Genomic DNA, 12,627 nt, shown 5'->3' with positions numbered 1-12,627 from the left:
AAGCCTCCTATCAGGAGGCTCTTTTATTTCAATAATTTTTTGATCATTTTCAAGCTTTGTTTTTCCGAAGGATAGCGGAATGACAAATCAAACTTGGTTGTTTGAGACAGCATGCTTTTAAAATGAGTGAATGTCTGAAAGCTGTCTTTTCCATGATATTGACCCGTGCCGCTTTCTCCCACTCCGCCAAACGGCAAATATGGCGTAGCGATATGCATAAGCGTATCGTTTATACAGCCTCCTCCAAATGAAAGGCGCTCCGTTATCACGTTTTGCACATCTTCACTTTCTGTAAATAAGTAAAGAGCTAACGGCTTAGCTTTTTCTTGAACTTTATGAATGACTTCGTCTAGTGTTTCATATTCAATCATAGGAAGAATAGGCCCAAAGATTTCTTCTTGCATAACATCTGATGTCCAGCTTACTTCACTTAACACCGTAGGTTCTATTGTTAGCGTGTTTTTATTGTACCCGCCTCCAACTATAGCATTTCCGTCTTTTAAAAACTCAACTAGCCGAGTAAAATGACGCTCACTGACAATACGGCCGTAGCGGTTGCTTTCAAGTGGATTACTACCGTAAAATTGAGAAATTGCTTCGCGAAGTTTCTCTACAAGCTGCGCTTTCACTTTTTTATGCACGAGCAAATAATCAGGAGCAACGCACGTTTGGCCTGCATTCATCCCTTTACCAAACATAATTCGCTTCGCTGCAAGATCTAGGTTTGCGTCTTCATGTACAATGCACGGACTTTTTCCGCCTAGCTCAAGCGTGACTGGAATAAGCTGCTTCCCTGCTTCTTGCATAATAATTTTCCCTACATTTACACTTCCCGTAAAGAAAATATAATCAAGCGCCTGTTTTAAAAGCAGGCTTGTCGTTTCTACAGCGCCTTCAATCACCGTCACAAATGCTGGGTCAAAAGCTTCAGCCAGTAATTCTTGTATAACGCGAGATACGCTAGGCGTTAATTCAGAAGGTTTTATAATCGCCGTGTTTCCAGCAGCAATCGCTCCTACTAAAGGAGACAGTGCTAATTGAAACGGATAGTTCCACGGAGCAATAATTAACGCGACTCCATACGGTTCAGGAACAATTTTCCCTTTAGAGCCCACATGTGTTAAAGCAGTTTTTACTTTTTTAGGCTTCATCCATTTTGCTAAATGCTTAAGCGTAAATCGAATCTCCTCTAGTAAAATCCCAATTTCCGACGTGTAAGCCTCTACTTCAGATTTATTTAAATCTTGTTTTAAAGCATCCATAATTCTCTGCTCGTTTTGTTTGACTGCGTCTCTTAGCTTATTCAGCGCTTGAATGCGGCTGCTGATACTCTTTGTCTTTTGCGCATAGAAATACTGCTTTTGTGTAGAAACAATATGTTCAATGACTGTTTCATCTGTGATATAGAATCGCTCGTGGTTCATTCCTTTCATCTCCCTATAAACATTCGGCTTCAACTGTAGCAAGCAAGTTTTTTAATAGCTCAACTGCCTCATTCAAAGCTAATGAATAATATCTCTGCGTTCCTTTTTGCTCAATTTGCACAAGCTTTTGATCGCGTAGAATTTTTAAATGATGAGAAATCGCCGGTCGTGATAGAGTAGACTCGTTTGCAATTTCATTAACGGTTAAAGGCTCTTTTTCGGCGAGCAGCAAAATAATATCTTGTCTTGCTGAATCACTTAGAGCCTGAAAAATGGGAATGCTGGCACGAAATAACTCGACTGCTTTTTCACTCATATAGATTCTCCTTTATTTAATTTCTTGTGTTCTGCGGACAACGGATGTAAGCCACTTTCTTGGCACGAAGCGCGGGATGAACGTAGCAAGACGAAACTGTACTCCTGGTACGATAACCGTCTGCCCTTTCATAAATTTTTTATAGCCAACTTTCGTTACTGTTTCTACATCCATTGCACCGCTTTGAAAAAGTTTGGAGTTGCTTAGCTGGGCTCGGTCGCTAAAACCCGTTTTAGTTGGACCCGGGCATAGAGCACTTACCGTTACATTGGTACCTCTTAATTCATTTTCAAGGGCCTCTGTGAAAGATAATACGTACGCTTTCGTTGCGTAATATACCGTCATAAGTGGACCTGGCATAAATGCAGCAACAGATGCAATATTTAAAATTTTCCCACGATTTCTTTTGATCATATCCGGTAAAAATAATTTTGTTAAATGAGTTAATGCTCGAATATTTAAATCAATCATGTTTAACTCTTCATCTAAAGCTGTTTCAATAAATTTGCCGTATAGTCCAAAACCAGCATTGTTCACTAAATAATCAACGTGCATTTTTTTATTTTTAAGTTCTTCATATAATGACTGTATCTCTTCTTCTCTTGATAAATCCTTAACAACCGTTATGACTTCAATATTATAAGTAGATTTTAAATTCTCTCCAATAGCCGCTAGTTTATCAGCGCTTCTGGCAACTAAAATTACAGGATGCCCATCCTTTGCGAATTGATAAGCTAACTCTTTACCTATTCCTCCCGACGCACCGGTGATGAGCGCATAATGCTGTGACATAGTGTTCACTCCTTATGTTTAAATGTTCAAGAACTTAAACATTTAAACTTATCTTATAGGATTCATTTTTTCCCGTCAACTGTTTTCTATACTCTTCTTTTCTTTTGTATTTTCCATTTTTGCCATTTACGCATTTATGTACATTTTTTTACAAAATATGCGTTTTCTTTACATAGAAGGCTAATGTCGTCTAGTTTTGACAACCTTTGTCACCTAGCAGGAAAACAAGTGAAGATATGGTGAATACAACATACAACAAATAATCCATTACATAGTTGGATGAAAATAGATAAGGGAGGAAATGAAAAATGATGGAGACATATACAATTAAAAAAGTAAGTGATCAATTAGAGGTAGAAAAGAAAACGCTAAAACAATGGGAAAAATTATTGGGCAGCTATTTAACAATTGAACGAGTAGATGGTGCCCGTGTTTATACAGAGGAACAAATTGAATTATTTAATGATATTAAACAGCTGTTTGATGAACAATGTACGTTAGATGAAGTCAAAGAATACGTTCAGCTGCTGATAAAAGAACAAGAAGAACAGGAGCATTTAGTGATGGAATCTGAGGCAGCGGTTTCAAAAGAAGAAGAACCGGCACAGTTGAAAACTGCTAAAAAAGAAAACGTCATTGATTTTCAAGAACATTCCAATAAACAAATGAAGCAAGAAAAGAAAAAAGCTGCTGAAAAGCAGGAAAGCATTTCAGAAAATAAGCAAGAGAAGACCCCTCCTATACCTGAAGCACGATTGGCTACTGAAGAAGAAAAGCAGGCTATTTCTGCTTCTATTGAAGAGCCAAAACCAAACGACCTTGTTGTGAATGAAAAAGAACTGCTTCAAGGGGAATTAGTAGAAGCTGTTCGCCGCTATGAAGATGTGTTTGAAGTGCTTGATACATTTAAAGCTGATTTGTTAAAAGAAATGCGAGAAGGTATGCGAAATGAAGTTCGCGAAGAAATTGTCGGAGAAGTAAAAAGAGAGCTTGAAAAAAGCGCTACCCAAACTGTAGAAATGGTGGAGTCGGTTGGGGCATATATCTCTGAGTCTTCAGAACGCAGCGCAAGAGATGTAGAAAATATGTCTAAAAAAATTATCCGTTCTAACGAAAAATCGTTTGATGAAGTCACTTCTTTGATTGAAGATTATTCAACAATCGCTGAAGAGAAAACCGAGGATATGCGCCTTTTCATGAAAGATGTCATGGAGAATGCGGATGAATCCTCTAAAGAAATGCAGTATTTATTAGATCGATTCTCCAGTAATTCCACCGTTGCGATGAATCAAGTAAAATTTATGGTTGAAAAATTAAACAATTCTTCAACCAATACGACAGAAGAGCTTCGTGATTTAATTGATTCAATGAACGAGGAACGAGTCTATTATTTAAAAGAAATGGAGAAAGAGCGTAAGCTCCATCGTCAAAGCGTAGCTGAACGCGAAGAGATGTTTAGTGATTTTGTCCAAACCTTTAGACAAACCGCCGCTGCTGATATGAAGCGAAAACGGAAGTGGTGGAAGCTGTTCCTCTCCTGAAAACACCGGCCCTATGGTAATAGGGCCGGTGTTTTTTTAATAGTATGAACAATAGTAGTTTGTATGTAAGAAATGTTAAGGTAACGTATGGCGATGAGACGTTATACTTTGAAACACATGATAGCCGCTTACCGATACGCCTATAGTTCCCGCTCCCGGAAACACTGTATCTCCACATAACCACAGTCCTTGTAAGCCAGATCGATGCGAAATGCTGTTGAACAAGGCATGATCTAAAGTTTGCGGAAAGCCTCCCACTCCCCCGTTTGGGCGAGAGGTGAACCTTTCCCATGCTTTAGGAGCTCCCGAAATTTGATGCTCTGCTTTTTCAATGCCAGGAATAATGGTTTTAATGCCTGCTACCATTTTTTTCTCAAGAACTTGTTTTTGAAGGTCATAGGCTTCTTTGTTACTCCACTTGCTAAGATCAATGTGAGTAGACGCTGTAATTGTACGCTTGCCTTCAGGCGCTCGAAAACGATCATCAGGATGAGAGACTGAGAGAAATAAATGATTTCCTTCCGTCATTTCCCCTTGTTCGGATTGAAGTACTTGATGAAACAACTCTACCTTTTGCGGCAGATCTCTTTCATCAATCGCAAAATACATCGAAAACGTTCCCCACTGCGAAAGCTCGCTTTTTTCTTTTGCTCGCTTATGAATATGTTGGTAATCTTCATCATGCAGCAAAGACTTTAAGCTTTGAACCGGCGCGTTGCATACAATGTCTGATGCCCAGTAACGATTACCTCTATGATCATGCACGATCCACCCGTCATTATCACGCTCTATCTTTACTACTTTCCTTCCTAGAATCGTTTTTCCTCCGTTGACTTTAATCGATTTTTGCAGCGCTTCTGCGACTTTGTATAAGCCACCTTTTACATAAAAAGCACCTTCGTGATAAATATCTAACGCTAAACATCCAATAAGCATTGAACAGTTCTCACTCGTTGTCTGCATGCTGTCTATTAATTGACCATCAGCAAAATGAAGAAAGTCCGCTTCGTCTAACAAGCTGTGTTTTTTTAGTAAATAACTAAACGATTGATGAAAATAAGGCAACAGCTTCACAGAACCAACATTCAACGAACTTACCAGCCTGCTCCACTCACCGACTGTTAGAGGAGGAAGAACCGGCAGAGACTGCATAAGCTTGCGAATTTCTTTTGCAATTCTAAAAACATTTTCATAAAAACTCCTAATATTTTTTGCTTTATGAGGAAATTGTTTTTGGAGATAGGAAATATGCTGATACCGGTCTTGATAATAAATCAGTGTACGATGAGGAAGATGAACTTTCATGATTTTCTCAAGAGAAACCTTTTCAATTTCTAGGCCAAGGTACGTGCCGATTCGCTCATGTATCCCTCCGTGCTCAAATCCCATTCCAAGCGTCGCCCCAACAGGAAACGTATACAAATGACGCTGAAATTTCCCTGCACAGCCTCCCCATTCTCGAGAAGCTTCTAAAACCGTCACTTCATAGTCATGTTTAGCTAAAAGCGCTCCCGCTGTTAACCCACCTATTCCTCCGCCTATTACGACAACTTGCTTATGCATGTTTTCACCTTCTTTAGCTCTTTCTTCTATTGTGCAAAAAAAAGAAGCTCACCGCAATTTAGAAGCGGCTCGTTACTGAAATAAAAAAGCCGTGAATGATCTCACAGCTTTTTGGCTTATTTTATAATCACTCCACAAACAATCCGATCTCCTGAGTTTCCTGAAGGATCCGTTGTGTAGTCGTCGACTTTATCATGTATCACTAATGCCGATCCATCCATATCCAAAAGAGAATTCGGCTTTCCTTCTTGCAGCGTGACAAGAGAAGCAAAAATTTCTGTATCTACTTTGCCATTTGGAGCAACTTCTAGATTGGGCAAATCACCTGCATGCGGGCCTTTTGTATTTTTAAGGCCGTGTTCACGTTTAAAAGGATTAAAATGGGCACCCGCTGTTTTAAAATCCGGCACCTCACATTTTCCTATTTCATGAATATGAAATCCATGTCTCCCCGGTGAAAGACCTTGAGCAGTTAATTTAATGTGCACGCCGTTCTTTGCTTCTGACAGGGTAGCCTCTCCTACTTTTTTGCCCGATGTATTTGTTAAATCCACTTTAACAGGTTCTACTGATACTTCGCTTGTTTCTTTCGCTTCCTCTATTTTCAGGTGGTTTTCATGAGCGTTATTTTGCTCTTTTACCATGCTGCATGCTCCTAACAATAACAGCACAAAGACTACGCATCCGTTCATTATCAACTTTTGCATCCGTGATTCCTCCTTTTTCTTATTTATCACCATCCTTTCACTATTTTCCTTTTTTTAGACATCAAAAATAAGATTGAGACATACGTTCACCTTGCCAATGAAAAAATCGGAACGAGTTGGATTCTTAATGAAGAACCTCGATTCATCGTTCGGATTTTCCTTCAACTAAAATACTTTACTTTAACGTCTTACTTCTGTTTAAAGTTGTATTCTTTTTCCGTTCCGTTTGAAAAACGAACTTCTAATTCAAACGACTGAAAATCTTTTTTTAGACCAAACGCATCGATTACTTCCTTTTTTACATCTTCATCGGGCGTGCGCTGATCAAAATTTAACTTTTTAAATTTTGAAGATAATTTATTAAAAGCTTTATCTCCGTTCAAGTGCTCATCGTTAATATTATCATCCACTTTGGCTTCTATCTCATCATTTTCATTTTCGTAGTCGGCTTCATAATCATTGTTGAGCCCCTTATAATCTACTTCTAAATCAAATTTTGAAAAGTTAAAAGATGTGTTTTCGCTTTGATTATCATAGCTCATCGGCGTTCCGCCATTCGTCACGCCTTGTTTATTTTGAGCTTCTTTTGCTGGTGCTGCATCATCATTGTGGCATGCTGAAAGTACGCTAATACTTATAAGGGAAAAGAATATGAAAAAGGGTCGTTTCTTCACTGTATTTCCTCCTTTGACTTCACTCTTCCTTCCCTTTATGTCCACAAATTTGATTTTTATACGCCTTCACTAGAAAACCCCGCTCTCTAAAAAGAAAGGGGGGTTTTTCGTCTTGTTTATTTTACATTCGAATAAGAAATACTGTACATGCTGTTAAAATACGTATTGTAAAGAGCTTGAACGGCACGGTCTAAAGCATCTGCTTTCACACCAAACATCATGCTCACCTCAGAAGAACCTTGGTTGATCATTTCAAGATTCACTTCAGCACGAGCAAAAGCTTCTGTAGCTTTTGCAGCAATTCCTACTGTGCTATTCATTCCTTCTCCTACTACCATAACCATAGCAAGATCACGTTCAATAAAGATTTCATCTACCTCAAGTTCTTTTTCAATTCGAGCAAATACGCGCTTTTCAACATCTGGCGTAAGCTGATGCTCGCGCATGATGACAGAGATATTATCAATTCCTGAAGGGGTATGTTCGTATGAAATACCTTCATCCTCTAAAATTTCAAGCAATCTTCTGCCAAAACCAATTTCACGGTTTAATAAGTATTTGCTCACGTGGATATTGCAAAAACCTTTGTCCCCAGCGATTCCGACCACCGGCGTATCTCCGTGAGGACGCTCAGCTACAATGAATGTCCCCTTTGCTTCAGGATTATTTGTATTCTTTACACATACAGGAATGCCTAGTTTATAAACCGGCTCCAGCGCTTCATCATGGAAGACAGAAAAACCTGCATAGGATAGTTCACGCATTTCTCTGTATGTTACTTCTTTCATTTCATGAGGCTTTTCCACAAGTCTTGGATCTACGCTATAAATAGCATCTACGTCGGTAAAGTTTTCATACAAATCAGCTTTTACTCCCGCTGCTACAATTGAGCCTGTGATATCTGATCCACCGCGCGAGAACGTAACCATGTTCCCTTCTTCAGAATAGCCAAAGAATCCTGGAATCACCAAAATGCCCGAACGCTCTCTTAGCTGCGGTAATTTTTCATAAGACAGTGGAAGCACTCTTGCTCTTCCGGGTTCATCAGAAACAAAAATACCTGCTTCTTTTGGATTTACATAATGAGCTTCAAAACCTAAATGGTTTAAATAAGCAGCCATTACCTTTGCGTTATTATCTTCTCCACTTGCTTTTAGGCAGTCTAATAAGCGAAATGGATCGTTTTTATGTAAATCAATAAGTGATTGTAAATTCGTAATAATGTCAGTAATAATCGTTTCTGGCATAGACAAGTCCACAACGATTTCACGATAGCGATCAATTACTTGCCCAAACTCGTCTACGTAATCTTCTCCAAGCTGTATTTTGGCAGAAAGTGCGATTAGCAAATCTGTCATTTTTGTATCTTCTCCGTATCGCTTACCCGGAGCTGATACGACTACCAGCTTTCTCTCTTTATCAGACGTTACAATATGCGCAACCTGTTTAAATTTCTCTGCGCTTGCAACTGAACTCCCGCCAAACTTCGCAACCTTCATGTGTGAGACACTTCCTTACTTTGTTTTTAATATTCGATTATTGTACCATATTTTATCAAGTAGAAAAGCTCATCTATCTAACTTTTCTAAAAATTAAAGGAATACTACCGTAATTGTACTCTCATAGAGAACAAATGTCTACCAGAAAAACACAAAAAGACTGATTTTACATCATGTAAAATCAGTCTTTATTTGTTATTCTGCTTTTGGCTTTTTTAATACCCCTACAAGAACCGCCGTTACAATTGCACCAATTAAAATTGCTAGTGCATATAAAAGAGGATTTCCTTGTACAATTCCGATAACGAATACACCGCCGTGTGGTGCTGGTAAACCGATGTGGAACATCATTGTTAAAGCACCTGCTACTGCAGCACCGATAACCGATGCGGGAATAACACGGCCTGGGTCAGCTGCTGCGAATGGAATCGCACCTTCTGTAATAAATGACAGACCCATTACATAACACGTTTTACCTGTTTCGCGCTCTTGGCGAGTAAATTTGTTTTTGAACAAAGTTGTCGCAATAGCCATACCTAATGGTGGAACCATACCGCCTGCCATAATCGCTGCGTGTGGTGCATAGTTTCCAGCATCAATCATTGCAATACCAAATGTAAAGGCTGCTTTATTAATAGGGCCACCCATATCAATTGCCATCATACCGCCTAAGATAATACCTAATAATACTAAGTTACCTGTACCAAATCCACTTAACCAGTGCGTTAATCCTTTGTTAATTGCACTAACTGGCTCGTTTACAACATAAAGCATAATCAATCCTGAGATAAAAATCCCAAATAGCGGATAAAGAAGAACTGGCTTAATTCCATCAAGCGCTTGCGGTAAACCGCTGAATAATTTCTTTAATCCCACTACTACATAACCCGCTAAGAAACCAGCGATTAAACCACCTAAGAAACCGCCTCCACCAGAAGCTGCTAAAAGACCTGCAACCATACCAGGAGCTAAACCAGGACGATCAGCAATACTCATTGCAATGAACCCTGCTAGTACCGGTACTAGTAAAAAGAATGCATTATCTCCGCCAATTGTTTTTAGCGCCGCTGCAAATGCATTGTACGTCGGATCTTTCGGTTCTGCTGAGTGAATGCCAAACATGAATGAAATAGCAATTAAGATCCCGCCCCCTACAACAAACGGAAGCATTGCTGATACACCGCTCATTAGGTGTTTGTAAAACCCTGTACGCTCTGATCCTTTACTTTCTCCGCCTTCTTTGCTGCCACCGCCGCCGCTGTATATAGGAGCATCTCCTTTTAACGCGCGGTTAATTAATTCTTCAGGCTTGCGAATTCCTTCAGCTACTGGAACTTGAATAACTTTTTTACCTGCAAAACGTTCCATTTCTACTTGCTTGTCCGCTGCAACGATAATAGCGGTAGCGTTTTCAATTTCTTCCTTCGTCAACGCGTTTTTAACCCCGCTGGAACCGTTTGTTTCAACTTTGAGCGTCACGTTCATATCTTTCGCTTTTGCTTTTAGGCTGTCCGCTGCCATATATGTGTGGGCAATTCCTGTTGGACAAGCCGTTACAGCAAGCACTAATTGATCTGAAGCCGTATCCACTTCTTCTTCCGGCGCTTCATTTTCAGTTTCTTTATCATCAATTGCTTTAATAACTTCATCAATCGATAATGCCGTTAGCAACGTTTTTCGGAACGATTCGTCCATTAATAACGTAGACAAACGAGATAGTGTTTCTAAGTGAGCGTTATTTGCGCCTTCACTCGCTGCAATCATAAAGAATAGATGTGCAGGCTGTCCGTCTAATGATTCATAATCGATACCTTCTGTTGAGCGTCCAAATGCAATGGCCGGCGTTTTTACCGAGCTTGTTTTCGCATGCGGAATGGCGATGCCTTCCCCAATTCCCGTTGTACTTTGAGATTCACGGTTTAAAATTGCTTCTTTATAGCCAGCTCGGTCGCTTAAGCGACCAGCTTCGTCTAATTTTCCAACTAACTCATCAATAACATCAGCTTTTGACGTGCTTTTTAAATCAAGAATGATTGTATCTTTTTTTAATAGTTCTGTAATTCTCATTCTCGGTTCCCCCTACTCTACCTTTGTGATTGACACTTGTTCACGAAGCGTCTTTACATCTTCTGCTGTACATAATTCAAGTGAGAATGCTGTGGCACTTCCTGAAGCAACTCCTGTTTGAAAGGCTTCTAATAAATCCCCTTGCTTTACATAAGAAGCAATAAATCCAGCTACAAGTGAATCGCCAGCTCCAACAGAATTTTTCACTGTTCCTTTAGGGACTGTGGCACTGTAGACACCGCTTTCGTTAATAAGAAGTGCTCCATCGCCTGCCATGGATACAACGACGTTTTGCGCTCCTTGTTCCACGAGTTTTTTACCATATACTAGCGCATCTTCTGCACTGTTTACTTCTACATCAAACAATTCTGCAAGTTCATGATGATTCGGTTTGATAAAAAACGGCTTGTGAAACACGACGTCTAGCAAGGTTTTTCCACTTGCATCTACTACAACTTTTACTCCGTTCGCTGCAGCTAGTTCAGTTAATGTTTCATACACGGAACTTGGAAGCGTTTTCGGTATACTCCCTGCTAATACGAAGATATCGCCTTCAGTCATTTGCTTTACTTGAGTCAATAAAGACTGAAGCGCTTCGTCTGTAATAGCAGGTCCTTGACCGTTAATTTCTGTTTCTTTTTCCGTTTTTAACTTTACGTTAATGCGGGTATCTCCATCAACTCTTGTAAAAGCTGTTTCGATATTCTCCGCTTTTAAGTAGTCTTCAATATAGGTTCCTGTAAAGCCGGCTACAAAACCGAGAGCTTTATTATCAACACCTAATCGCTTTAAAACGCGAGAGACGTTAATGCCTTTTCCTCCTGGAAACTTGGCTTCATTCGTTGTGCGGTTAAGCCCGCCTTCTTCGAATGCTGAAACATGTACTACGTAATCAACGGATGGGTTCAACGTACATGTATAAATCATGATTTCACAACCTTTATGTCTGTTTTGTTTGCATACTGTATAAGTACATCGCTAGGTACGTCATTTGTTATAATTTTTGCTTCATGTAAATCGGCTATTTTCGCAAAACTTGTTTCAAAAAACTTAGTAGAATCTGATAAAATATAAGATTCTCTAGACAGCTTCATTGCCGTTTGCTTGATTAATGCTTCTTCTGGATCGGGAGTTGTATATCCATATTGATGATGAATCCCATTCGCTCCCATAAAGCACTTATCAAAACGATATTGCTCAAGACTTAAAAGAGCTCCATTGCCAATTAAAGCGCCCGTTTTATGTTTAACGGATCCTCCAATTAAATAGAGGGTGATACCTTGTTCTAGCATCGGGTTTAAATGCATTAAACCATTTGTCACGACAACTACATCTTTTTGCTTTAAAAAAGGAATCATTTCATACGTTGTAGTTCCTGCATCTAAAAAAATACAGTCACCTTCATTTATAATGGAAGCCGCATACTCTGCAATGTTTCGTTTATCTTGAACATTTTTAGCAGATTTTTCGATAACGCTCAGTTCAATTCGTTTACTGCGAATAAGCGAAGCGCCACCGTGAACACGTTTGAGCATTTGCTCTTCTTCTAGTTGACTTAAGTCTCTTCTAATTGTGGATTCCGAAGCGCCTGTAACTTCGATAAACTCTTGCACTTTTACAAGTTCTTTCTCTTTTAAAAGTTTTAAGATTAGTTGATGTCTCTCCGGCGTTAACATGTTCTAGCTCCTTTTTCAAAAAAGCGTTTTCATTTATTTCATGTACTTACTTTATCACGGTTTACATTCAAAATCAATCATAAAAAATCAAAAACATTCATTTTTTTAATTACAAAATAAAGTTTTTTGAATGAATAATTAGTTTTGCATTTGTTTTAATGATAGTTTATACAAAAGGAAATAAGCTGGTAATTCAAGAATTTGTCTACTTTTCTCATTATATGTAAAGGTTTTCTTCTACCCAATTAGCTATGACTGTTTTTGACTATTTCTTGACCGATTGAATTTTTCTGACTGAATCACGCATAGCTTGTCCTGATTTCATAAAAGCTTACACACCAAAAAAGTTGTCCACCTTTTTGGACAAC

General features: G+C 39.1%; 11 protein-coding genes. 1 reads left to right on the top strand and 10 read right to left on the bottom strand.

Annotated features, from left to right (window positions below):
* Positions 1–23: 23 nt before the first annotated feature.
* Genes BG04_RS21975 through BG04_RS21965 form a run of 3 tightly spaced genes read right to left on the bottom strand, consistent with a single transcriptional unit; the run spans position 24 to position 2,532 of the window.
* Positions 24–1,424 (bottom strand): aldehyde dehydrogenase, encoded by a 1,401-nt coding sequence (locus BG04_RS21975; RefSeq protein ID WP_051975609.1) that lies wholly within the window; start codon positions 1,422–1,424, stop codon positions 24–26.
* Between the two features lie 13 nt (positions 1,425–1,437).
* On the bottom strand, positions 1,438–1,740 hold the full coding sequence (locus tag BG04_RS21970) for an ArsR/SmtB family transcription factor (RefSeq protein ID WP_016763939.1): 303 nt from the start codon (positions 1,738–1,740) through the stop codon (positions 1,438–1,440).
* 12 nt (positions 1,741–1,752) lie between these two features.
* Positions 1,753–2,532, bottom strand: coding sequence for an SDR family NAD(P)-dependent oxidoreductase (locus BG04_RS21965; protein ID WP_034652547.1), 780 nt, complete (start codon positions 2,530–2,532; stop codon positions 1,753–1,755).
* 308 nt (positions 2,533–2,840) lie between these two features.
* Here BG04_RS21965 and BG04_RS21960 point away from each other — a divergent pair, with 308 nt between their 5' ends.
* Entirely contained in the window at positions 2,841–4,073 is a 1,233-nt protein-coding gene (locus BG04_RS21960) for a helix-turn-helix domain-containing protein (protein WP_025752150.1), read from the top strand.
* A gap of 75 nt (positions 4,074–4,148) precedes the next feature.
* On the opposite strand, the gene BG04_RS21955 is transcribed toward BG04_RS21960, so the two are convergent.
* The 7 genes from BG04_RS21955 to BG04_RS21925 all read right to left on the bottom strand — a co-directional run bounded on the left by BG04_RS21955 (position 4,149) and on the right by BG04_RS21925 (position 12,259).
* The gene (locus BG04_RS21955) at positions 4,149–5,636 is read right to left on the bottom strand and encodes an FAD-dependent oxidoreductase (protein WP_034652551.1); all 1,488 of its coding nucleotides are present in this window, start codon (positions 5,634–5,636) and stop codon (positions 4,149–4,151) included.
* Positions 5,637–5,752: 116 nt separating this feature from the next.
* Positions 5,753–6,343 (bottom strand): superoxide dismutase family protein, encoded by a 591-nt coding sequence (locus tag BG04_RS21950; RefSeq protein WP_034652553.1) that lies wholly within the window; start codon positions 6,341–6,343, stop codon positions 5,753–5,755.
* A gap of 188 nt (positions 6,344–6,531) precedes the next feature.
* Positions 6,532–7,017 carry a YusW family protein gene (locus BG04_RS21945; RefSeq protein WP_016763933.1) on the bottom strand — a complete coding sequence of 162 codons (486 nt, stop codon included), beginning with the start codon at positions 7,015–7,017 and terminating at the stop codon, positions 6,532–6,534.
* Positions 7,018–7,133: 116 nt separating this feature from the next.
* Entirely contained in the window at positions 7,134–8,516 is a 1,383-nt protein-coding gene (locus BG04_RS21940) for an aspartate kinase (protein WP_013082960.1), read from the bottom strand.
* Between the two features lie 195 nt (positions 8,517–8,711).
* Positions 8,712–10,583: a PTS fructose transporter subunit IIABC gene (locus BG04_RS21935; protein ID WP_034652554.1), complete on the bottom strand. Its 1,872-nt coding sequence runs from the start codon at positions 10,581–10,583 to the stop codon at positions 8,712–8,714.
* 12 nt (positions 10,584–10,595) lie between these two features.
* Positions 10,596–11,510 (bottom strand): 1-phosphofructokinase, encoded by a 915-nt coding sequence (gene pfkB / locus BG04_RS21930; protein ID WP_034652556.1) that lies wholly within the window; start codon positions 11,508–11,510, stop codon positions 10,596–10,598.
* Positions 11,507–12,259: a DeoR/GlpR family DNA-binding transcription regulator gene (locus tag BG04_RS21925; protein ID WP_013056834.1), complete on the bottom strand. Its 753-nt coding sequence runs from the start codon at positions 12,257–12,259 to the stop codon at positions 11,507–11,509. The genes pfkB and BG04_RS21925 overlap by 4 nt, the downstream gene beginning before the upstream one ends.
* Positions 12,260–12,627: the final 368 nt, after the last annotated feature.

Source organism: Priestia megaterium NBRC 15308 = ATCC 14581, from assembly GCF_000832985.1.
In the GTDB taxonomy this organism is placed as follows: Bacteria; Bacillota; Bacilli; order Bacillales; family Bacillaceae_H; genus Priestia; species Priestia megaterium.
This window is presented reverse-complemented; position numbering and strand designations above follow the sequence as displayed.